Raw genomic sequence first — 23,123 nt, 5'->3', positions numbered from 1 at the left:
CGGCTGCGGCCGCCCGTCACAGGGCCAGTCGGACCTGACGGTCACGCAGCCAGTCATCGGTCTGCAGGACCATCTCGGCGTCCGCCCGGCCCAGCCATCCGCCGCGGTCCATCAGCCGGGGGTCGTCCACCATCCGCCAGGCGGCGGGCAGGTCGAGCAGCGGCAGGACGGGTGCGGCCGGGTCCTCGAGCACCTGCCGCAGCCGGCCGGTGAGGAACTCCTTGTAGCCGGTGTCGTAGGTGATGGGGAACGGCACCTTGCGGCGTTCCAGCACCGAGGCCGGCACGAGGTCCTTGGCGATCGCGCGCAGCAGGCTCTTGTCGTGCCCGTCGAAGGACTTCATCCGCCACGGGACGTTGTAGAGGTAGCCGACCAGACGGTGGTCGGCGAACGGGAAGCGGATGTCCAGGCCGGCCGCCGAGCCGAGCCGCTCGGAGTGGTTGACGGCCTGTTCGTACAGCCGGGTGAGGTGCAGGTGGTCGATCTCCCGCGCCCGCCGGTCCGCTTCGCCGGCACCCGGCAGGTGCGCCACCTCGGCTCGTGCCTCCTGGTAGCGGTCCGCGCAGAACGCGCTGAGGCCGATCTCGCGGAGCAGACCGCCGTCGAACAGCCCGGTGCCGATCCCGTGGGGGATGCCGAACGCCCGGGCGCGTTCGATCCAGGGGAAGGTCTCGTCGCGGGTGCTCTGCCGCTCGTCCTCGGTGATCAGACCGCCGAACACCGCGTCGGCCGCCTCGCCGCTGAGTACCACCGGTGACTGCGCGGCGACCTGACGGTAGAACAGGTAGGGCGTGAGGTTCTTGTCGCCGAAGGGCGACGGGTTGTCCTTGGCGGCCAGTACCGCGGCGGTGGCGAGCGGGTCGCTCAACTGATCCGGTGCGACCAGGACTTCGGTGTGGTCACAGCCCAGCAGGTCCACAACCGCTTCGGCGTAAGGGCGGTCCGGCACCGCGGCGGCCCTGTCACCGAACGCGACCGTGAAGGTCCGCGGTGCTCCGTGCGCCCGCTCGGCGACCAGCCCGGTCAGCGTGCTGGAGTCCAGTCCGCCGGAGAGCAGCACGCCGGGTCGGTCACCGCCCGACGCTCGGTCGATGGCCTCGCCGAGCAGCTCCCTGGCGGTGGCGATGGTGGTGGGGAGGTCGTCGGAGTGCGGGGCCGCCGTCAGTGACCAGTAGCGTTCCTCGCTCACCCCGCCGGGACGAAAGCGCATCAGATGCGCCGGCCTGATTTCGTGGATGCCGCCGAGCACACCCCGGCCGGGGCTGCGCACCTGGGACAGCAGCGCACACAGGCCCTCGGCGTCGAGTTCCGGACGCACTAGGGGGTGGGCGCAGAGCGCGGCGGCCTCCGAGGCGAAGAGCACGCCCTGGGGCAGCGTCAGAAAGCTCAGCGGCCTGGTCCCGAACCGGTCGCGGCACAGCACCAGTTCGGACCCGCGGGCGTCCCAGACGGCGAACGCGAAGGTCCCGTCGAGCTGCCCTGCCGCGCCGGAGCCCCACTCCAGCCAGGCCCGCAGCACCACCTCCGGGTCTCCGCCGGCCGGGCGCCCCTCGCACCCCGGCAGCCGGGCGGCGAGTTGTGCGGCGTTGTCCAGGACACCGTCGAAGGTGATCGCGGCCACGGTACGGCCGCCCTCGGTGAGGACGTAGGGCTGGGCGCCGACCGTGGCCGCCGAGCCTGCCCGGTGGCCGAGCAGGACCTCGCGATCGGTCCACAGCCGCTCGCCGTACATCCCACGGGCCGTCATCCGTGCCGTCATCGCGGCCCCGGCGGCCCGCTCCCGGGTCAGGTCGCGCCTGCGGTCAACCCATCCGGCGATCCCGGACATGCACACACCTCTCGCTCTGGTCGAAGAACAGGGAAGGCTCGCTGCGAGCCCGGTCAGGCGGTACGCAGCAGGAGTTCGCAGACGCCGCGCACGGACCCGGCGCGCCAGGTGATGTCCTCGGGGGCGACCGCGAGCCGCAGTGCGGGGTAGCGGCGCAGGACCGTGCCGAGCGCGATCTCGACCTCGATCTGGGCGAGGCGCGCGCCGATGCAGTAGTGCAGGCCGTAGCCGAAGCCCAGTTGCCTGGCGGTGCCGGTGTCGCGTGCGATGTCGAACCGGTCCGGGTCGGCCCAGTGGCCCGGGTCGCGGTTGGCACCGGCCACCCCGAGGATCACGTAGGACCCCTTCGGGATGGTCACGCCACCGATCTCCACGTCTTCCAGCGCGTAGCGGTTCAGGCCCGGGTTCACCGGGCCCTCGAAGCGCAGCACCTCGTCGACGGCAGCGGGCAGCAGGGCGGGGTCGGCGCGCAGTGCGGCGAACTGCTCCGGGTGCTGGAGCACGGTCAGGACGGCGTTGCCGATGAGCTGGGCGGAGGTCTCGTAGCCGCCGAAGAGCAAGAGGCCGGCCATGCTGACGAGTTCGTCGTCGGTCATGCCCTGCCCGTCGCCGGCCATGGTGGTGAGAGCGCTGAACAGGTCGTCCCCGGGTTCGGCCCGGCGGGCCTTGACCAGGTCGCGGACGTAGGACTCGAAGGTGTCCAGTGCCGCGATGGTGGCCGCGGCGGCCTCGTCGTCGGCCTGCATGCCGCCGAGCACGGTGGCGGCGGTGCGGAAGACGTCGGCGTCGGCGGCCGGGACTCCCAGCAGCTCGCAGATCACGATGATCGGCAGCTGGTTGGCGACCGCCTCGACGAAGTCGAACTCCTCGCGGCCCGCGACCGCGTCGAACAGTTCGTCGGTGACCTCCTGGATACGCGGCCGCATGCCGTCGATGCGCTTGGCACTGAAGGCGCGGACCACCAGCTTGCGCAGCCGGTCGTGGTCCGGCGGGTCGAGGTTGGCCATCGCACGGCCCAGCAGCGCGCTGGTGCGCAGGGCGACCTTCCAGCGCATCGGCAGCGGCTCCGGCGGCAGCGAGTCCTGCAGGCCCCTGGCCAGCTCGTTGCTCAGCCGCGGGTCACCGAACGCGGCCATGACCTCGTCGTAGCGGGTGATCAGCCACCGCTCGACCCCGTTGGGCAGCCGCACGTGCTGCACCGGGCCCGCTTCGCGCAGCCGGTCGAGCACCGGATGCGGGTCCTGCGTGAAGTCGGCGTCGAGTGCGATGACGCCCTGGGCCGCGCCCTCGGCGTACGGGCAGGCGGTGTTGTCCGTCTCTGGCATGGAAACCCTCGCGTGAAGTGGTCGGGGTGGGTGAAGGGAGGAAGTCGCCCTGGCGGTACGGCAGTTCGTGTGGGAGCGAGGGAGCTCAGTCCAGCGCCGCCAGGTGAGGATCGATCAGGGCGGCCACGGCGTCGGCGTGGACGGTGGACAGGACCGACCAGTGGTCGCCCGGTACCGGCGTCACGCTGACTTCGCCGCCGTACAGCGGGGCCAGGTGGGCCTGGAGCCTGCGGCACACCTTGCTGTCGGCGGCGGCCTTGAGCAGCACCAGGCCGCCGGGGACGGGACGCGGACGGTGCCGCAGGGTGGCGGTGAGGTTCGCGTTGTGGATGCGGACGTGTTCGGCCCCGCTGCCGTCGGCAGCGGCGGCCAGCTCCTCGATCCTGGCCACCCGTCCCTCGGGCGCCGCGCCGTCCCGCGTCGGCCGCTCGTGGCGCAGTTTCGCGCGGCCCCGCGCTGCCAGGGCGCGCAGTTGGAGGGCCAGTGCCTCGCGCAGCCAGCCGGCCCGGGTGGCCACCGGCCGGCCGTGGGTGTGGGGCATGAAGCCGTCGACGGCCAGCAGCAGCGCCACCCGCTGCCCGGCCTCCGCGAGCTGGCGGGCCATCTCGTGCCCGGTCATCGCCCCGAACGACCAGCCGCCCAGTACGTACGGCCCTTCCGGCTGGACTTGGCGCAGCACGCGGACGTGGTGTGCGGCGATGTCCTCCAGCCGGTTCAGCGCGCGGTCGCCGGGGGCCGGGCGGGGCGACTCGATGCCGTACACGGGCCGATCGCCCGCCAGTCGAGAGACCAGGTGGCGGTAGCACAGGGTGGTGCCCGCGGCCGGTGCCATCAGGAACAGCGGCGTGCCCATGCCTTCGCGGAGCAGGGTCAGATCGGGGATGTCGGCGAACCCGGTGTCCGGCGCCGCGGGGTGCGAGGGGCCGGGCGCTGCCTGACGGACCAGCTCGGCCAGCCGGCCGAAGGTGAACCCGGAGCTGGTCTCGGCGGCGGCGATGCTCACCCCGGTGCGCTCCCGGATCCGGGCCAGCAGGTGGACCAGGAGCAGCGATTCGCCGCCCAGCGTGTGGAAGTCGTCCTCGTCCCTGGCAGCGGTAGCGCCGAGAGCCTCGCACCAGAGCTCACGTACCGCGTCGAGCGTCGTGCCCGCAGAGTCCTCGGCAGGTGACGCGGCAGCCCGGGGATGTCCGTGCCGGGCAGCCTGGGCCGCCACGGAGGTTGTCGGTGCCAGGGCGGCGGGGCGGGGCGCGGCCGGGGCGCCGGGACCGGCCGGTTCGGCGTACCGGGTGGCGGCCAGCGGGTGCGGGGGCAGCTCCACCAGGCGTCCGGTGCGCTGCTTCGGCAGGGTGCGCCACGGCACCTCGATACCGTGTTCCCACAGCCTGCCGAGTGCCTCCAGCACACCCGCGTCCTCCTGCTCCGGGTCGCGGCCGAGGAAGGGAACGGCGAGGGCGCCGTCGCCGACCGTCCGTCGCGCCTGCCGGCTCAGCTGGTCCCCCGGACCGAGTTCGACCAGCAACCGCGCTCCCTCGGCGGCCACCGTCCGAAGACCGTCGTGCAGCCGTACGGCGCCCAGGAGTTGGTCCGCCCAGTAGCCGGGCGTCCGGACCGCGTCCAGGTCCGCCCAGGCACCGGTGAGGCCGGAGACGAACGGCATGCTCGGGGTACGCGCAGACGTGGCAGCCACCGCTTCGCGCAGCGCCTGCGCGGCAGGTGCCATCATCGGCGAGTGGAAGGCGTGCTCGGTACGGAGCAGCCGCCCGGTGACCCCTTCGCCCTGCACCCGCAGGGCGATCTCCTCGATCCGGTCCACCGGCCCGGACAGGACCACGTGGTCGCCGCCCGCCACGGCGAGCGCGACCTCGTCGTTCAGCAGCGTGCGCACCCGCTCCTCCCCGCACCGCAGGGCCAGCATCCGGCCCGGCGCGGTGTCCCTCATCGCCTGGCCCCTGGCCCACACCACGGACAGGGCCTCGGGCAGCGTCCACAGTCCGGCCAGGGTGGCCGCGGCGTACTCCCCGATGCTGTGGCCAAACATCGCGACCGGCCGGATGTCCCAGGCACCGAGCTGGCGGGCGAGTCCGTATCCCAGCACGAAAAGCCCGAGTTGCTGGTGCCGGGTGTCGGTGAACCAGTCGGCGTCCGCGCCGTTGAGCAGGGCGGACAGGTCCGCCCCGAACCGGTCACCTGCGTGTGCCGCACACTCGTCGAAGACCTCCCGGAAGACCGGCAGTTTCTCGTACGCGGCCCTTGCGTGCCCCGCCCGCAGGGCTCCCTGGCCGGGGAAGAGGAACGCCGCCGCGGTCCCCGCTGCCGCCCGCACCCCCGGGCCCGGGTCGCCGAGCAGTGCGACAGCGGCCTGTTCGCGGGTGGTGGCGACGACGGTGCGACGGTGCGGGAAGCGTCGGCGCGCCTCCAACGTGCGTACTGCGTCGGCCAGTTCGGGGGCGTCCTGGGCGGTGAGGCGTTCGGCGACCTGCCGGCTGAGGGTCCGCAGCGCCTGCGCGGAGGCGGCGGACAGGCACAGCGCCTGGGGCTGCGCCGCCCCTTCGTCCGCGCTACCCGCCTCGCCGGGCAGGTCCGGCCGCACGGCGGGGAGGGCGGGCGGCTCCTCCATGACGACGTGTGCGTTGGTGCCGCCGATACCGAAGGAACTGACGCCGGCCAGGCGCGGGCCCGTCGACAGCCACGTCTCGTCGCGGGTACTGATCTCGAACGGGCTCTCGGCGAGCTTGAGTTCTGGGTTGGACTCGGTGAAGTGCGGGGTCGGGACGAAGGTGCGGTGCCGCAGCATCAACGCGGTCTTGATCAGCCCCGCGACGCCGGCGGCGGCACCCGTGTGGCCGATGTTGGCCTTGACGGCACCCAGCTTGCAGTAGCCGGTCCGGTCCGTGCTCTCGCGGAACGCCGCCGTGAGCGCGGCGACCTCGATGGGGTCGCCGAGGCGGGTGCCGGTGCCGTGCGCCTCGACGTAGCCGATGCCGCCGGCCTCGGCCCCCGCCTGTGCCAGCGCCATGGCGATGACGTCACGCTGACCGGTGACGGACGGGGCGGTGAAGCCGATTTTCGCGCCGCCGTCGTTGTTGACGGCCGATCCCCTGATGAGGGCGACGATGCGATCGCCGTTCTCCAGTGCGTCGTCGAGGCGTTTGAGTACGACGACGCCGACTCCGCTGCTACTGACGGTGCCGGTGGCCTCTGCGTCGAAGGTGCGGCAACGGCCGTCCCTGGAAAGGATGTTGCCCCGCTGGTAGAGATAGCCGCCCGCCTCGGGCAGCCGGACGTTCACGCCACCGGCCAGTGCGACGTCGCACTCGTAGCCCAGCAGCGCGCGTGCCGCCTGGTGCACCGCGACGAGCGAGGTGGAGCAGGCCGTCTGGACGGTGAGGGCCGGGCCCCTGAGGTTGAGTTTGTACGCCACCCGGGTGGCCAGGAAGTCCTTCTGCGAACCGATGATCCGCACCGTGGCCCCCGACGGGTCGTCACGGTCGATGTGCTGCGGCGCGCTGACGTCACAGCCCGCGTAGACACCGATCAAGCCCGTCTCGCGCTCCGGGTCGAGGCCCGCGTCGTCGAGGGCCTGCGACGCACAGCTCAGGAAGACGCGTTGCTGCGGGTCGATCGACTCCGCCTCGGCGGCGCTGTAGCCGAAGAAGTGCCGGTCGAAGGTGTCGCCTCCGGAGATGGATCCGCGGGCCGCAACGTAGTCGGGGTGGTCCGCCAGGGACGGCGGCACACCCGCGGCCAGCAGCTCCGCGCGGTCGTAGCGGCTGATGCCGTCGGCGCCGGCGCGCAGATTGGCCCAGAACTCCGCGACGTCCCCGGCGCCGGGGAAGCGGCAGGCCATTCCCACGATGGCGATGGTGTTGTCGTGGCTCATCGGACGCGTCTCTCTTCGCAGCAGGGGACCGGAGTCGAGGCCGGGAGCCGCGCGACGCTCAGGCGTCCGGGGTGTTCACCGTCCGGAGGCCGGGGCAGGTGAACGTCGGTGCGGCGCGGCTCGCCGTCCTGGAAACGACTGTGCGCCACGGGACTTGAGATTTCCTTGCTGAAATACTTGCCGATCCGCTTGCACCGCCGCTTGAGGGCCACGGGGACCGCCGCCGCGCGACGCACGGGCACAGCCTGCGCAAAGAGATTTTCCGGCGACTGGTCCGGCTTTCGCCGATCCCTCGACGGCCTTACGGGGCAGGGGTTCTGGCGATCCGGGCGGCGCGGCCCCGGCCGGTCGCCGGGCGTCTTCAAGCGGACGGCCGCCGGGGCTGCGAGCGGGGCGTCTATGGCATCGGTCACAAGGCGCGGGAGCACCGACCGCGCGCCGGGGGCCAGGCCACCACGCGTGGGTCCTGCTTCACGAGTCTGCGGAGGCCACGGAGGCCGCACGGGTCCGCCGACGGAAATGGAAAAGCCGGGCGGACGTGGCCACGTCTGCCCGGCTGAGAACGTGCGGGCCGGCCGACTCGAGGCCGGCCGGCCCGCACGTGATGATCACACGAGGTCGAACCGGTCCAGGTTCATGACCTTGTCCCACGCCGACACGAAGTCCTTCACGAACTTATCCTTCGCGTCATCGCTCGCGTAGACCCCGGCGAGCGCACGCAGCTCGGAGTTCGAGCCGACGACGAGGTCGGCACGGCTGCCGGTCCACTTGACCTCGCCCTTGCCGCCGTCGCGGCCCTCGAAGGCGGTCGCATCCTCGGACTGTGCGACACGAAGTCGCTCCGATCGAGTAAGGACGGCCACATGAAGGACGGATAGAACGGCCGCCCTTGGGGCCAGTATTCGGGCCCGTCTCCGCGCTCACATGCGTCGTTGGTAACGGCGAGGTGTGAAGCTGAGCGTTCAAGCCCAAGGGCACCCTGGCCATCGGGGAGCCACAGGCAAGGAGAAGGCTGGACGGGCGAACGCAAGTGGGGCCCTGACCCCGGGTTTTGGACACCGGAGACACTTGGATCTTGATGGTCCAGGAGGACGGAGTCCCCGTGGGGATGAAGCACTATCCCGCCGAGTTCAAGGCGGACGCGGTCGCGTTGTACCGGTCGCGGCCAGGAGCGACGATCAAGTCCGTCGCCGACGGTCTCGGAGTGAACACCGAGACACTGCGGAACTGGATCCGCGCTGCCGACGGACGTCGTTCCGGCGCCCACTCCTCGCCGTCGGCCGTCGTGCCGGCCGGTGGTAACGCCGTCGAGGCGGAGCTGGCCGCTGCCCGGAAGCGGATCCGTGAGCTGGAGGAGGAGCGCGACATTCTCCGCAGGGCGGCCCGGTATTTCGCGACGGAGACGCGCTGGTGAACCGCTGCCAGTTCGTTGAGGATCACCAGCGCCGTCACGGCGTGAAGCGGCTCTGCGACACCCTCGGCCTCTCCCGCTCGAGCTTCTACTACTGGAGCCGCACCGCGGCCGCACGAGCGGCCCGGCAAGCCGTCGAGGCCGAGCTCGCCGCCCGGATACGCAAGATCCACCAGGACTTCGACGGCACCTACGGAGCCCCCAGAATCACCGCTGAACTCCGCGACGAGGGCGGCCCGGTGGTCAACCACAAGCGCGTCGCGAGAATCATGCGGAGCATCGGGCTCGAGGGGTTCCGCCTGCGCCGCCGACACCGCACCACGCTCGCCGACCCGGCCGCGGCGAAGGCACCGGACCTGATCGGACGTGACTTCACCGCAGCCGCGGTGAATACGAAGTACGTCGGCGACATCACGTATCTGCCGGTCAACGGCGCGAAGCCGCTCTACCTCGCCACTGTCATCGACCTCGCCTCACGCCGACTGGCCGGGTGGGCGATCGCCGATCACATGCGAGCCGAGCTCGTCATCGACGCCCTGGCGGCCGCCGAGCAGACCCGCGGCAGTCTCAAGGGAGCGATCATGCATACGGATCACGGGTCGTGATATACGAGTAGGGCTTTCGCTGAAATCTGCAGGTCAGCAGGGGTCCGGCAGAGCATGGGAGCGGTCGGGTCCAGCGCGGACAATGCCGCAGCCGAGAGCTTCAACGCTGGCTTCAAGAGGGAGACGCTCAAGGGCCGCAAAGGCCGGCCGGACGAGCGCCAGGCACGGCTCGACGCCTTCCGCTGGCTGACCCGATACAACACCCGACGCCGGCACTCCCGCCTCGGGCAGCGGTCCCCGATCGCCTACGAGAACGACTTCCAACCAACAGCAACTACTCTGGCCCAAGCCGCGTAGACGTGTTCAAAGTCCGGGGTCAAGGCCCTGTCGGCACCTCCCCCGACGACCGCACCACCACACCACCGCGTCTCGCCACGATCTGTATCCTCGCACGGCAATGCCTCAAGTTCACCGAGAAGCTCCGGGCCACTATCTGACGCACATGCGCCGCTCGACCGGCACCAGGTCGGCGTCCACGCGAGAACTCCATCCCATTGCGGCGGCTCAGGGCGACGGTGAGCATGTCGGCGTCGACAACCGGGGGCCAGCCGCCGTGGTTGCCGTTGGCCGCAGCAATGTCCAGGCCGATCAGGGTCCGCTCGTGGATGGACTCCGGCTCGATCTCCGCCATCTCGGCGACCACCATGAAGAGAACCTCGTGTGATGCGCCAGAGATCCGTCGGCAGAAGCGGGCGAGTGAGTCGAGAATCTCTTCGGCTGTCTTGGTCCACCCGTCCAGCGTGCTGCGGAGCGTGATTGCCGCGTCCGTGGCCCGTCCGCTCAAGATCCGGTCGTGCGCCTCGCGGTCCCCTACGATCGCAGGGTGGGGATGTCGAGAGCTTCCAGAACAGCCCGCACCACGTCACGCACGGCGCTTGAGGAAACAGCCCCTTCGGGGGTGTTGTAGGAACCCTCCATACTGATCCACCGGCCCTTGCGTCTCGCTCATGTCTCTCACCAAATCGGCGGTGAGATCCGGACTCTTGGCCTCTGACCTGGTCTTCCGTGCCCTCTGTGGACCCTACGTACTGTGGTAGTCGTGTTACATACCCCACACGTCGAACCATCTCTGTTGTGCAAACTCTCCTTGGCCGAGAGCGGTCGCATAGTCCAGGATCGGACCTCATGGACCTGCTGAACACGCTGGTGGACAAGGGGCTTCGGCGCGAGCTGCCGACCCGCGAAGAGGCACTGGCCGTACTGGCCACCTCGGACGACGACGTGCTGGACGTGGTGGCCGCGGCCGGCAAGGTACGCCGGCACTGGTTCGGCCGACGGGTGAAACTGAACTATCTCGTCAACCTGAAGTCGGGCCTGTGCCCGGAGGACTGCTCGTACTGCTCGCAGCGCCTCGGCTCCACGGCCGGCATCCTCAAGTACAGCTGGCTCAAGCCCGACGAGGCCTCCAAGGCCGCGGCGGCCGGGCTCGCCGGGGGCGCCAAGCGGGTCTGCCTGGTGGCCAGCGGGCGCGGTCCGAGCGACCGTGACGTGGACCGGGTCTCCGACACGATCAAGGCGATCAAGGACCAGAACGAGAACGTCGAGGTGTGCGCCTGCCTCGGTCTGCTCTCCGACGGCCAGGCCGAGCGGCTGCGCGCGGCGGGCGCGGACGCCTACAACCACAACCTGAACACGTCCGAGGGGACGTACGGGGAGATCACGACCACCCACACGTACGCCGACCGGGTGGACACCGTCCAGAAGGCGCACGCGGCGGGGCTGTCCGCCTGCTCGGGTCTGATCGCGGGCATGGGCGAGTCGGACGAGGACCTCGTCGACGTGGTCTACGCGCTGCGCGAGCTCGACCCCGACTCCGTTCCGGTGAACTTCCTGATCCCGTTCGAGGGCACCCCGCTCGCCAAGGAGTGGAACCTCACCCCGCAGCGGTGTCTGCGCATTCTCGCCATGGTCCGGTTCGTCTGCCCGGACGTCGAGGTCCGTATCGCCGGGGGCCGCGAGGTGCATCTGCGCACCCTCCAGCCGCTCGCCCTGCACCTCGCCAACTCGATCTTCCTCGGTGACTACCTGACCAGTGAGGGCCAGGCGGGCAAGGCCGACCTGGACATGATCGCGGACGCCGGGTTCGAGGTGGAGAACGCGGGTGAGGTGACGCTGCCGGAGCACCGCGTTCCGTCGGGCGGCGGCTGCGGATCGCACGCCGAGGACGGCTGCGGATCGCACGGCGGCGCCGGGTGCGACTCGCACGCGGAGGCCGGCTGCGGGTCCCAGCAGGGCGGCGGGGTGTGCGGTTCGGCCTCCGCGGCTCCGGCCGAGGTGCCCGCGGCCGTGTCCGAGGCGTCCTCCGACGCCCGTACGGACCTCGTCTCCGTGCGTCGCCGTGGTGCCGGAACGGATCTCGCGCCCAATGCCTGACCTGTCCGTGCGGGAACTGCTCGACCTCGACCGGCGGCACGTCTGGCATCCGTACGGGCCGATGCCCGGCCGCCAGGACCCGCTGGTCGTGGAGTCGGCGAGCGGGGTCCGGCTGCGACTGGCGGACGGCACGGGCGAGCTCGTCGACGGGATGTCGTCCTGGTGGTCGGCGATCCACGGCTACAACCACCCGGTCCTGAACGACGCGGCACGCGGCCAGCTCGACCGCATGAGCCACGTGATGTTCGGCGGGCTCACCCACGAGCCCGCCGTCCAGCTCGCGAAGCGGCTCGTCGACATCTCGCCGGAGGGGCTGGAGCACGTCTTCCTGGCCGACTCCGGTTCGGTCTCGGTCGAGGTGGCCGTCAAGATGTGCCTCCAGCACTGGCGCTCGCTGGGCCGTCCGGGCAAGCAGCGGCTGCTGACCTGGCGCGGCGGCTACCACGGGGACACCTGGCAGCCCATGTCGGTGTGCGACCCCGAGGGCGGGATGCACGAGCTGTGGCAGGGCGTGCTCCCGCGCCAGGTGTTCGCCGACGCGCCGCCGACGGAGTACGAGGAGTCGTACGCGGATCATCTGCGTGAGCTGATCGGGCTCCACGCCGACGAGCTCGCCGCCGTCGTCGTGGAGCCGGTGGTCCAGGGCGCGGGCGGGATGCGGTTCCACTCCCCCGCGTATCTGCGCGTGCTGCGCGAGGCCTGCGACGCGCACGACGTGCTGCTGGTCTTCGACGAGATCGCGACGGGTTTCGGCCGTACGGGTGAGCTGTTCGCGGCGGACCACGCGGGTGTCACCCCGGACGTGATGTGCGTCGGAAAGGCGCTGACCGGCGGCTATCTGACGATGGCGGCGACGCTGTGCACCAGCCGGGTGGCCGAGGGCATCTCGCGCGGCGAGGTCCCGGTGCTCGCGCACGGCCCGACCTTCATGGGCAACCCGCTCGCCGCCGCGGTGGCGTGCGCCTCGATCGACCTGCTGCTGGGACAGGACTGGCGGACCGAGGTGAAACGGATCGGGACGGGCCTGCGGGACGGCCTCGCGGAGGCCGCCTCCCTGCCGGGCGTCCGGGACGTGCGCGTGTTCGGCGCGATCGGAGTCGTCCAGCTCGACCACGAGGTGGACATGAAGGCGGCGACGGCGGCCGCGGTGCGCGAGGGCGTGTGGCTGCGGCCGTTCCGCGACCTCGTCTACACGATGCCGCCCTACGTCACGGGCGACACGGATCTGGCACGCATCGCGCGCGCGGTGTGCGCGGCGGCGCGGGAGGGCTGAGATGACGGTACTGGTGATCACGGGGACGGGCACGGAGGTCGGCAAGACGGTGGTCACGGCCGCCGTCGCCGCGACCGCTCTCGCGGCCGGACGGTCCGTCGCCGTCCTGAAGCCCGCGCAGACGGGCGTGGGACCGGACGAGCGCGGCGACGCCGACGAGGTGGCCCGGCTCGCCGGCGCGGTCACGACGCTCGAACTGGGCCGCTATCCGGAGCCGTTGGCGCCGGCGACGGCCGCCCGGCGGGCCTGCCTCGCGGCCGTGTCCGCGCAGTCGGCGGCGGAGGCCGCGGCCAAGCTGGCCACCGAGCACGATCTGGTGCTGGTCGAGGGCGCGGGCGGTCTGCTCGTACGGTTCGACGACGAGGAGGGGACGCTGGCGGACGTGGCCGGGCTGCTCGACGCACCCGTGCTGGTGGTCGCGTCGGCGGGACTGGGCACGCTCAACACCACGGAACTGACGGCACGTGAACTACGGCGCCGGGAGCTGGACTTCGCGGGTGTGGTGATCGGTAGCTGGCCGGACTCCCCCGATCTGGCGATGTGCTGCAATCTCGCGGATCTCCCGGCGGTGTCCGGGGCACCTCTGCTGGGCGCGGTCCCGGCGGGAGCGGGGTCACACTCCCCCGCCGACTTCCGCGCGGGGGCGCCGGGTTGGCTCGACCACCGGCTGGGTGGACGCTGGAACGCGGACGCCTTCGCCGCGGCACACAGGATCTGACAGGGCCCTCGTTCCCGGAGGCGCCGGGAACGAGGGGTTCCCTTGCGCACGCGCATCGGCACCTTTGGCGTAGACGGCACCCCGCACGCGCGGCGCGTGCGGCGGACGTCCCAGGGGGAGAATCCCAGTGAGCCCAGTCCCCCGGGAGGTCCCTGATGCCGTTCAAGCCGCTCCGTCCGGCCGGTTCCGGCAAGGTCTCTCCGGAGGCCGTGCACCATCCGGTGTTCGCCCGTTACTACGCCCGCTTCAGCGTCGGCGCGGAGACCCGGCTGGGCATGGGCCGGGTCCGCGACCGGCTGCTCACCGGTCTGTCCGGGCGGGTCATCGAGATCGGCGCGGGCAACGGCCTGAACTTCGCGCACTATCCGGGCACGGTCTCGGAGGTCGTCGCCATCGAACCCGAGCGGATGCTCCGGCAGTTGGCGGTGGAGGCGGCGCTGCGCTGCGAGGTGCCCGTCGATGTGGCGCCGGGTGCCGCGGAGGCCCTGCCGGTCAAGAGCGAGGCGTACGACGCCGCCGTGCTGTCGCTGGTGCTGTGCAGCGTGCGGGACCTGCCGAGGACGCTCGCCGAGGTACGGCGGGTGCTGCGCCCGGGCGGCACGGTGCGGTTCTTCGAGCACGGCAGGGGTGGCGGCCGGGTGATGGGTTCCGTGCAGCGGGGCCTGGACGCCACGGTGTGGCCGCGGCTGTGCGGCGGCTGTCACGTGGCCCGCGACCCGATCGCCGCTCTACGGGATGCGGGGTTCGAACTGGGCCCGTACCGAAGGCTGCTGATGCCCGAGAAGGGTCCCCGCCTCCCCACGTCGTACTGCGTCCTGGGCACGGCCCGCCGCCCGCTCGACTAAGACGGGTACGGGTACGGGTCGGCCGCGGGAGTCGCCTCACAGGCTCCAGCGGCGCAGCTCGTGCGCGATGTCGTGCACGGTGGCGTCACCGCTCTTCACCAGTCGGGCCAGCTCCCGCACCTGTTCGGGTGAGGTGACGACCTTGAGGCCACTGGCGACGAGATAGGCGTACGCGACGGCCGAGGCGAACATCGCGTTGGAGCGTTCGAGCGCCGGGACGTGCAGCAGGAGCTGGAGCAGCGCGGCGGCGCGGGCGTGCGGGCTGTCGTAGACGGGAATGCCGAAGATCTCCGCCTCGTGCCGGCTGACGGCGGCGACGAGCGCTCCCCAGTCGGTGACCTGGGGATCTCCGGGGGTCTTCTGTTCGGCGATCATGAGGAGCCAGGCAAGATCGACTCTGAGACTGCTCAAGGGATCAACGACGACCTTCGCGGGCGCCTTCACGGTCCGCGCCGAATTCCTCGGCGAAGACGGACTCGTACTGCTTCATGAAGTCGGCGGCCGCCTCCACGAAGGTGTGGCCCACTTCGCCGGTGTCCTGCCGGACCAGCTCCTCGATGTAGCGGTTCACGCTCATCCCCCGTTCCAGGGCTCGCTCCCGGGCGGCCCGCGCCGTGCCTTCGTCCACCCGGACGTTCAGCTGAGTCTTCGCCATCCTTCGAAGCTAGCGCGATATCGCTAGCACAGGCAAGGGGGAGCGGTCCGCCGGGGGGAGGGCGCCGGTGGAGATTGCCCCTTACATCGATATCGGGGCCACACCCAGGGGCGGAGACCCGCGCGGGACCTACGGGGGATACCCGGTGTGCCTTCGATCACACTACGCTCGGGCCGGACGGGGAGTCCGGACATCCACCACAGGAGGAGGCGGTCTTGTCCACAGCTGCTGCGGAGCAGGTTCCCGGCCGCGCGGAGGGGGACGGGATCGCCGCCCGCGCCCGCGGCCTGACCAAGGCGTACGGTTCCGGCGAGACCACGGTCCTGGCTCTCGACTCCGTCGACGTGGACATCGCGCGCGGCCGGTTCACCGCCGTCATGGGGCCCTCGGGCTCCGGGAAGTCCACCCTCATGCACTGCCTGGCGGGCCTCGACACCGTCTCGGCAGGACAGGTCTGGCTGGGCGACACCGAGATCACCGGGCTGAAGGACCGCGAACTGACCCGGCTTCGACGGGACCGGATCGGCTTCATGTTCCAGTCGTTCAACCTCATCCCCACACTGAACGCGGCGGAGAACATCACGCTGCCCATGGACATCGCGGGCCAGAAGCCCGACCAGAAGTGGCTGGACCAGGTCATCGACACCCTCGGGCTGCGCGACCGGCTCAAGCACCGGCCCGCCCAGCTCTCCGGGGGACAGCAGCAGCGGGTCGCCTGCGCCCGGGCGCTCGCCTCCCGGCCCGAGCTGATCTTCGCGGACGAGCCGACCGGCAATCTCGACTCCCGCGCGGGCCTCGAAGTCCTCGGCTTCCTGCGCGGGGCCGTCGACGAACTGGGCCAGACCGTCGTCATGGTCACGCACGACCCCGGCGCCGCCGCCCACTCCGACCTGGTGCTCTTCCTAGCGGACGGGCGGATCGTGGACGAGATCGAACGGCCCTCCGCGGACGCCGTGCTGGAGCGTATGAAGCGTTTCGACACGACTCGGGTGACCTTCGACGGCGGGCGCGGCGAGCCCGGCGGAGCCACGCCCGACCGCGAGTTCGGTGCCGCGGCCGGCACCGATGCCGACTTGAGCGGCACGGCCCGCTCCGACGGCGCGGGTGGCACGACTCCGGTCGCCGCCGCCGGCGACACGGCCCGGGGCGGCTCCGGCGACGCCGCTCCCGGCAGCGGCTCCGGTGACGCAACCCCCGACAAGGACTGAGGCGGTCGTGCTCAAGGCGACACTGCGAAGCTTTCTCGCGCACAAAGGGCGACTGCTGCTGTCGGCGCTGGCCATCGTGCTCTCCGTGGCCTTCGTCGCGGGCAGCCTCATCTTCTCGGACACGGTGACCCGCACCTTCGACCGGCTCTTCGCCTCCACCGCGGCCGATGTGACCGTGGAACCGAAGAACGACCTCACGTCGCAGCTTCCGACCGGCGCCACCGAGACCGTGCCCGCCTCGCTCGCCGACCGGCTCGCCAAGGTCGACGGAGTGGCCGCCACCCATGTCGACGTCTCGGTGGAGAACGCCCCGGTCGTCGACAGCGCGAACAAGTCGGTCGGGCCGACCACAGGCGCCCCCACCATCGTCACCAACTGGCAGATCACCGAGCGCAGTCCGGTGAAGCTGACCTCCGGACACGAGCCGCACGGCGGCGAAGCCCTGCTCGACGCGGACACCGCGGACAAGAAACACCTCGGCATCGGCGACACCCTGACCGTGCAGGCGCAGCCGGGCTCGTTCAAGGTGCGGATCGTCGGGATCGCCACCTTCACCACCACCAACCCCGGTGCCGCGCTGATCTTCCTCGACACGCCGACCGCGCAGACCAAGCTGCTCGGCGCCTCCGACGTCGCCACGAGCGTCTCCGTGGACGCCGCGCCGGGTGTCGACGACGCCGTGCTCAAGCAGCGCGTCTCCGCCGGACTCGGCGCCGGGTCGTACGACGTGAAGACCGCGCGGGAGCAGGCGAAGTCGGCTGCCGCCCAACTCGGCGGATTCCTCGACGTCATCAAGTACGTGATGCTCGGCTTCGCAGGGATCGCGGTGCTCGTCGGGATATTCCTCATCGTCAACACCTTCTCCATGCTGATCGCCCAGCGCACCCGGGAGCTCGGGCTGCTGCGGGCGCTCGGCGCGGACCGCCGTCAGGTACGCCGGTCGGTGCTCACCGAGGCGCTGCTCCTCGGCCTGGTCGGCTCGACCCTCGGTCTCGCGGCCGGGATCGGGCTGGCGGTCGGGCTGATCAAGCTGATGACCGCGTTCGGCATGAACCTCAAGTCCACGGAGATGGTGATCGGTTGGGCCACGCCCGTGGCGGCGTACGTGGTCGGGGTGGGTGTCACCTTCGTCGCGGCGTATCTCCCGGCCAGGCGTGCGGCGGTGGTCTCCCCCATGGCGGCGCTCTCGGACGCCGAAGTCGCGGGCGTGGGAAGGCCGTTGCGGGTACGGGCCGTGGTGGGCGCGGTCGTCGGCGCGGCCGGGGCCGCCGCTCTCGCGGGATGCGCCGCCGCGACGACGACCTCGACCGCGGCCTCCCTGCTGGGACTCGGGGTCGTCCTGACACTGATCGCGACGGTGATCGCGGGGCCGCTCCTCGTCCGGCCGGTGATCCGTGTCCTCGGGGGCGCGTTCCCGGCCCTCTTCGGTGCGGTGGGCCGGATGAGCCAGCGCAACGCGCTGCGCAATCCACGGCGCACCGGCGCCACCGCGGCCGCGCTGATGGTCGGTCTCGCGCTGGTCGGCGGGATGTCCGTGGCCAGCGCGTCCATGAGCAAGTCCTTCGACCAGCAGATCGACAGAACGCTCGGCGCCGACTTCGTGCTGCAGAACGCCAACTTCGTACCGTTCTCGCGCGAGGTCACGGACAAGGTGCGCGCCACCGAGGGGGTCGGGCTCGTCGTCCGGCAGCGGTTCACCCCGGTCGCGGTCCGACTGCCCGACGGCAAGCGGGTGGAGACGACCGCGGCGGCCTACGATCCCCGGCTCGACGAGGTCGCCCACATCACGTACGCGCGGGGCGACACCGCCGCGGCGCTCGGCGACGGGCGCATCGCCATGGACGCGAAGTTCGCCGAGGACCACGACGTGCGGGTCGGCAGCCGGATCCCCGTCGAGTTCCCCGCCGGACGCAGGACCGAGCTGACGGTGGGCGCTCTCACGGACCAGGCCGGCAGCGGCGGGTTCGGGATGCAGGGCGGACTCGTCGTCGGCTTCGGCACGATCGAGAAGTACGTGCCCGGCGGACAGGACTCGGCGCTGTACGTGAACGCGGCCCCGGGCACCGCCCCGGACCGGCTGCGCCCCCGTCTGGAGAAGACCCTCACCCCGTATCCGCAGGTCCAGGTCCGCGACCAGGCCGACTACAAGAAGCTGGTCCACGACCAGATCGCCGTGCTGCTCTACCTCGTGTACGCCCTGCTCGGACTCGCGATCGTCATCGCCGTGCTCGGTGTGGTCAACACCCTCGCCCTGTCGGTGGTGGAGCGCACCCGCGAGATCGGGCTGCTGCGCGCCATCGGTCTGGGCCGGCGCCAGCTGCGCCGGATGATCCGTCTGGAGTCCGTGGTGATCGCCGTGTTCGGCGCGGTTCTCGGGCTGGGGCTGGGGATCATCTGGGGTGTCTGCGTCCAGCGGGTGCTCGCGCTGCAGGGCATGAAGGCGCTCGCGATCCCCTGGACGACGATCGTCGCGGTCGTGATCGGCTCGGCCGTCGTCGGTGTCGTCGCGGCGCTGCTTCCGGCCCTGCGCGCGTCGCGGATGAACGTGCTCGCGGCCATCGCGCACGAGTGACCGGCTCTCCCCGTTCCGGCGCCCGCCGGTCCGGTTCCCGCCCGTCCGGCTCTCCCCGGTCCGCCCCGGCCGGGGCGAGTCCCCCAGAGGAAGGGATGGTTCATGGCGCGCCCGTTCCGTTTCGGTGTCAGCCTGATCGACCCGGCGCCCGCCGCCGAGTGGGATGCCAAGTGCCGCCGCGCCGAGGAACTCGGCTACGACGTGATCACCGTGGCGGACCATCTGGGCATGCCCGCCCCGTTCCCCTCCCTGGTCGCCGCCGCCGGGGCGACCGAGCGGCCCCGGCTGGGCACGTTCGTGCTCAACGCGGGCTTCTGGAATCCGGCGCTGCTGGCCCGTGAGGTGGCCACCACGAACGCGCTCACGGGCGGCCGTCTCGAACTCGGACTCGGCACCGGATACGTAGCCGCGGAGCACGAGGCGGCGGGCCTGCCCTGGGGCAGCCCGCGCGAGCGTGTCGACCATCTCCTGCGTACGGTCGAGGAGTTGGAGCGCCTCAGCGGCTCGGACGAACTCCTGCGGTCCTCGCCGCGGCCGGGCGGCGAGGCTCCCGCGCCGCCGACCGGCGGGCCGCCTCGGGTGCCGTTGCTGATCGGGGCCAACGGCGACCGGATGCTCCGGATCGCCGCGGAACACGCCGACATCACCGCGTTCACGGGCGCGCGCACCCGTCCGAACGGCTCTCTTGAACCGGTCACGGCCACCGAGCTCGACGAACGCGTCGCCGTCTACCGCAAGGCGGCCGCCGCGCGCGAGGAACCCGCCGAGCTCAATCTGCTGATCCAGATCGTCGCCGTCACCGACGACCGCCACGCCGCCGTACGGCCCTGGCTGCCCCGGATCCCGAGCCTGACCGAGCGGCAGGTGCTGGAACTGCCCATCGTCCTGGTGGGCACCGTGGAGCAGATCGTCGAGCAGCTGCGCACCCAGCGGGAGCGCTACGGCTTCTCGTATCTGACGGTGCTGGAGCCGAACCTGGAGACCTTCGCTCCCGTGGTGCGCGCGCTGCGCGGGCGGTGACCGTCCGCATGGCGGAAATACCGTTCCGGTGCGTTGCGCGCGTGATGGGATCGGACCATGACCGACTTGCGTATACGGGCCGCGCGGTCCGAGGACCTCGACAGCGTTCTCGCCTTCTGGAAGGTGGCCGCCGAGGGCACCAGCATCAGTGACGACCGGAGCGGCGTGGAGCGGCTGGTCGCCCGTGATCCCGAGGCACTGCTGCTGGCGGAGCGCGCCGGGGAGCTGGTCGGCACGGTGATCGCCGGCTTCGACGGCTGGCGCTGTCATCTCTACCGGCTGGCGGTCCACCCGGGACGCCGACGCCTCGGTGTCGGCTCGGCGCTGCTCGCCGCCGCGGAGGAACGTTTCGTACGGCTCGGGGGACGGCGCGGGGACGCCATGGTCCTGGAACGCAACGAGACCGCCCACCATGTCTGGCGGGCCGCCGGGTACACGCCCGAGGAACAGTGGCGGCGCTGGGTGAAGCCGCTCGCCGACTAGCCCCGCAGATGGGGGGAGCTCCGCGGCGCCGACGGCCCGACGCGGCCACCGAGGAGGCCGCCTTTGCTTTTCCTTTACCCTTGTCGGACCATCGTTCCTCTGACGAAAGGTGTGAGCCTCCGCCCATGGGCGAGCCTCCCCATACCCGGAGCCGTGATCCTCACGGTGGCCGCCGACATCGCGCGATCCCCTCGCTCCTGGCCGATCATGGGACGGAGGTGACCCGATGACCGAAGTGTTCCTGCTGCTGGTGGCGGTTCTGCTGTCGCTGGCCTGCGGCGGCTTCGTGGCGGCCGAGTTCTCGCTGACCACGGTCGAACGCAGCGAGCTGGAGCGAGCCGTGGAGCGCGGCGAGCGGGGTGCCTCCGGCGCCCTCAAGGCCGTACGCAACCTCACCTTCCAGCTCTCCGGCGCGCAGCTCGGCATCACCGTGACGAACCTGGTCGTCGGCATGCTCTCCGAGGCCTCGATCGCCAAGCTCATCGCGGGTCCCCTGGAGTCGATCGGCGTCCCGCCCTCCGCGTCGAACTCGGTGGCCCTGATCATCGGTACGGCGCTGTCGACCCTCTTCCTGATGGTCGTCGGCGAGCTGGTGCCCAAGAACTGGGCGATCTCCGCACCGCTGGCCGTGGCCAAGCGGGTGGCGACCCCGCAACGCTGGTTCAGCGCCGCGTTCCGCCCGTTCATCGCCCATCTCAACAACACGGCGAACCACGTCGTACGCCGCTTCGGCCTCGAACCCGCCGAGGAGCTGGCCTCCGCCCGCGGACCCCAGGAGCTGGTGGCGCTCGCCCGGCACTCCGCGAAGGAGGGAGCGCTGGAGGCGGACACCGCCGAGCTGTTCGTGCGCACCCTGAACCTCGCCGACCTGACGGCGGAGAACGTGATGACACCTCGCGTCCAGGTCATAGCGCTGGACGTCCAGGCGACCTGCGAGGACGTGGCGAACGCGACCCGGGCCACCGGCCTGTCCCGTTTCCCCGTCTACCAGGAGACGCTCGACGAGGTCGTCGGCGTCGCGCACATCAAGGACGTGCTGACCGTGCCCGCGGCGGGCCGGACGCAGACGCCCGTCTCCCGGATCATGCGCGAGCCGCTGCTCGTACCGGAGTCGCTGACCGTCGACCGCCTGCTGGACCGGCTGGCCGACCGTCGCACCATGGCCGTGGTCATCGACGAGTACGGCGGTACGGCGGGGGTGGCGACGCTGGAGGACATCGTCGAGGAGGTCGTCGGCGAGGTACGCGACGAGCACGACCCGCACGAGACGCCCGACCTCGCCCAGGTCGGCACCGACGACGAGGGCCGGGCCCTGTTCTCGGCCGACGGGTCCGCCCGGACCGACCAGCTCGTCCGGGTCGGTCTGCGGGTGCCCCACGGACCGTACGAGACGCTGGCCGGGTTCATCGCGGCCGAGCTCGGCCGCATCCCCGCCGAGGGAGACCGGGTCGAGGCCGCCGGGTGGCGGCTCGACGTGGTGGACGCCTCGGGGCGGCGGGCCGCCCGCGTGCTGCTGCACGCACCGGACGACGCCGAGGAGGGCGCGCGATGACCGCCGTACAACTGCTGATCGGGCTCGCGACGCTCGTCGTGAACGGCTTCTTCGTGGGCGCCGAGTTCGGGCTGATCTCGGTCCGCCGCAGCCAGATCGAGCCGCACGCCGAGCGGGGCGACCGGCGGGCGCGGAGCGTGCTCTGGGGCCTCGAACACCTCTCGGCGCTGCTCGCGACCGCGCAGCTCGGCATCACGCTGTGCACCCTGGTGCTGGGCATCGTCGCCGAACCCGCGATCGCGCATCTGCTGGAGCCCCTGTTCCACGCTCTGGGCGTCCCCTCCGGCGCCGGCCACGCGGTGTCCTTCGTCATCGCGCTCACCCTGGCCACGTATCTGCACATGCTGCTCGGCGAGATGGTGCCGAAGAACGTCGCGCTCGCCGAGCCGGTACGGACGGCGCTGACGCTCGGACCTCCGCTGGTCGCGCTCTCCCGCGCACTGCGCCCGGTGATCTTCACGGTCAACGCCTTCGCCAACGGGCTGCTGAAGCTGCTGCGGGTCGAGACCAAGGACGAGGTCTCCGCGACCTTCTCCGACGACGAGCTGGCCCGCCTCGTCCAGGACTCCAGCGCCGCCGGGCTCATCGACCACCGCGCCCAGGAGCGGCTGCACGACGCACTGGAACTGGGCCGCCGCCCCGTCCAGGACGTGGTGCTCCCGGTGGAACGCGTCGTCTACGCGCGGGTGGGCGTCACCCCGGAGGAACTGGAGCGGTTGTCGGCCGAGTCGGGCTACTCCCGCTTCCCGGTCGTCGACGAGGGCCGCCGCATCGTCGGCTATCTGCACGTCAAGGACGCGCTGGACGCGACCCCGCGCGGGGTCCCGTTCCGGGTGGAGGACATGCGCCCGATCGCCCGCGTCCGGGAGAGCACTCCCCTGGACGACGTCCTGACGGCGATGCGCCGCAGCCGTACGCATCTCGCGGGCGTCATGGGCAGCGACGGCCGGCTGACGGGCCTGGTGACCATGGAAGACGTCCTGAGAGAACTGTTCGGACAGCCGGCGTAGGAAGCCGTGATCCGGGGTCCCGGCCGCGCCACTCGGGTCCGGCCGGTCCGCCGGGGTCCCGGCCGCGCCACTCGGGTCCGGCCGGTCCGCCGGGGTCCCGGCCCGCCCGCCAGGGTCCCGGCCCGCCCGCCAGGGTCCCGGCCCGCCCGCCAGGGTCCCGGCCCGCCCGCCAGGGTCCCGGCCCGCCCGCCAGGGTCCCGGCCCGCCCGCCAGGGTCCCGGCCCGCCCGCCAGGGTCCCGGCCCGCCCGCCAGGGTCCCGGCCCGCCCGCCAGGGTCCCGGCCCGCCCGCCAGGGTCCCGGCCCGCCCGCCAGGGTCCCGGCCCGCCCGCCAGGGTCCCGGCCCGCCCGCCAGGGTCCCGGCCCG

16 protein-coding genes and 2 pseudogenes are annotated in these 23,123 nt (G+C 71.8%); 11 read left to right on the top strand and 7 right to left on the bottom strand.

The features are described from left to right. Positions 1-16 precede the first annotated feature (16 nt). From asnB to OHT01_RS33690, 4 genes and pseudogenes are all read right to left on the bottom strand, one after another. Positions 17-1,828 carry an asparagine synthase (glutamine-hydrolyzing) gene (gene asnB, locus OHT01_RS33705; protein WP_328556880.1) on the bottom strand — a complete coding sequence of 604 codons (1,812 nt, stop codon included), beginning with the start codon at positions 1,826-1,828 and terminating at the stop codon, positions 17-19. A 53-nt stretch (positions 1,829-1,881) separates the two neighbouring features. Next, on the bottom strand, positions 1,882-3,153 hold the full coding sequence (locus tag OHT01_RS33700; protein WP_328556879.1) for a cytochrome P450 family protein: 1,272 nt from the start codon (positions 3,151-3,153) through the stop codon (positions 1,882-1,884). A gap of 85 nt (positions 3,154-3,238) precedes the next feature. Next, positions 3,239-7,033: a type I polyketide synthase gene (locus OHT01_RS33695; RefSeq protein WP_328556878.1), complete on the bottom strand. Its 3,795-nt coding sequence runs from the start codon at positions 7,031-7,033 to the stop codon at positions 3,239-3,241. Between the two features lie 608 nt (positions 7,034-7,641). Next, positions 7,642-7,860, bottom strand: a pseudogene (locus tag OHT01_RS33690) (hypothetical protein); the annotation flags it as partial. 275 nt (positions 7,861-8,135) lie between these two features. On the opposite strand from OHT01_RS33690, the pseudogene OHT01_RS33685 reads away from it, so the two are divergent. Then, positions 8,136-9,346 (top strand): annotated as a pseudogene (locus OHT01_RS33685) (IS3 family transposase). A gap of 19 nt (positions 9,347-9,365) precedes the next feature. Here OHT01_RS33685 and OHT01_RS33680 read toward each other — a convergent pair. Next, complete coding sequence (locus OHT01_RS33680; protein WP_328556877.1) at positions 9,366-9,833, bottom strand: hypothetical protein; 468 nt, start codon at positions 9,831-9,833, stop codon at positions 9,366-9,368. 341 nt (positions 9,834-10,174) lie between these two features. On the opposite strand from OHT01_RS33680, the gene bioB reads away from it, so the two are divergent. The 4 genes from bioB (at position 10,175) to OHT01_RS33660 (ending at position 14,258) form a co-directional block, all read left to right on the top strand. Then, on the top strand, positions 10,175-11,422 hold the full coding sequence (gene bioB / locus OHT01_RS33675) for a biotin synthase BioB (protein WP_328556876.1): 1,248 nt from the start codon (positions 10,175-10,177) through the stop codon (positions 11,420-11,422). After that, positions 11,415-12,695: an adenosylmethionine--8-amino-7-oxononanoate transaminase gene (locus tag OHT01_RS33670; protein ID WP_328556875.1), complete on the top strand. Its 1,281-nt coding sequence runs from the start codon at positions 11,415-11,417 to the stop codon at positions 12,693-12,695. The genes bioB and OHT01_RS33670 overlap by 8 nt, the downstream gene beginning before the upstream one ends. Before the next feature lies 1 nt (position 12,696). Next, the gene (gene bioD / locus OHT01_RS33665; RefSeq protein WP_328556874.1) at positions 12,697-13,413 is read left to right on the top strand and encodes a dethiobiotin synthase; all 717 of its coding nucleotides are present in this window, start codon (positions 12,697-12,699) and stop codon (positions 13,411-13,413) included. Positions 13,414-13,568: 155 nt separating this feature from the next. Further along, positions 13,569-14,258: a class I SAM-dependent methyltransferase gene (locus OHT01_RS33660; RefSeq protein ID WP_328556873.1), complete on the top strand. Its 690-nt coding sequence runs from the start codon at positions 13,569-13,571 to the stop codon at positions 14,256-14,258. 36 nt (positions 14,259-14,294) lie between these two features. Here the strand turns inward: OHT01_RS33660 and OHT01_RS33655 are convergent, their stop codons facing one another. Next, entirely contained in the window at positions 14,295-14,669 is a 375-nt protein-coding gene (locus tag OHT01_RS33655) for a fic family toxin-antitoxin system, toxin component (RefSeq protein ID WP_328556872.1), read from the bottom strand. 4 nt (positions 14,670-14,673) lie between these two features. Then, positions 14,674-14,913, bottom strand: a complete 240-nt coding sequence (locus OHT01_RS33650) for a toxin-antitoxin system HicB family antitoxin (RefSeq protein WP_328556871.1) — start codon at positions 14,911-14,913, stop codon at positions 14,674-14,676. Between the two features lie 215 nt (positions 14,914-15,128). On the opposite strand from OHT01_RS33650, the gene OHT01_RS33645 reads away from it, so the two are divergent. From OHT01_RS33645 to OHT01_RS33620, 6 genes are all read left to right on the top strand, one after another. Continuing rightward, the gene (locus OHT01_RS33645) at positions 15,129-16,121 is read left to right on the top strand and encodes an ABC transporter ATP-binding protein (RefSeq protein WP_328556870.1); all 993 of its coding nucleotides are present in this window, start codon (positions 15,129-15,131) and stop codon (positions 16,119-16,121) included. Between the two features lie 7 nt (positions 16,122-16,128). Further along, positions 16,129-18,693: an ABC transporter permease gene (locus tag OHT01_RS33640; RefSeq protein ID WP_328556869.1), complete on the top strand. Its 2,565-nt coding sequence runs from the start codon at positions 16,129-16,131 to the stop codon at positions 18,691-18,693. A 102-nt stretch (positions 18,694-18,795) separates the two neighbouring features. Next, a complete protein-coding gene (locus OHT01_RS33635) occupies positions 18,796-19,713 on the top strand; it encodes an LLM class F420-dependent oxidoreductase (RefSeq protein ID WP_328556868.1) in 918 nt (305 codons plus the stop codon). A gap of 57 nt (positions 19,714-19,770) precedes the next feature. Beyond that, positions 19,771-20,196, top strand: a complete 426-nt coding sequence (locus OHT01_RS33630; protein WP_328556867.1) for a GNAT family N-acetyltransferase — start codon at positions 19,771-19,773, stop codon at positions 20,194-20,196. 226 nt (positions 20,197-20,422) lie between these two features. After that, positions 20,423-21,748 carry a hemolysin family protein gene (locus tag OHT01_RS33625; RefSeq protein ID WP_328556866.1) on the top strand — a complete coding sequence of 442 codons (1,326 nt, stop codon included), beginning with the start codon at positions 20,423-20,425 and terminating at the stop codon, positions 21,746-21,748. After that, positions 21,745-22,758: a hemolysin family protein gene (locus OHT01_RS33620; RefSeq protein WP_328556865.1), complete on the top strand. Its 1,014-nt coding sequence runs from the start codon at positions 21,745-21,747 to the stop codon at positions 22,756-22,758. The genes OHT01_RS33625 and OHT01_RS33620 overlap by 4 nt, the downstream gene beginning before the upstream one ends. Positions 22,759-23,123: the final 365 nt, after the last annotated feature.

Source organism: Streptomyces sp. NBC_00358 (genome assembly GCF_036099295.1).
Lineage (GTDB): Bacteria > Actinomycetota > Actinomycetes > Streptomycetales > Streptomycetaceae > Streptomyces.
The sequence above is the reverse complement of the archived record's forward strand: the minus strand, read 5'-3'. Positions and strand labels throughout refer to the sequence as shown.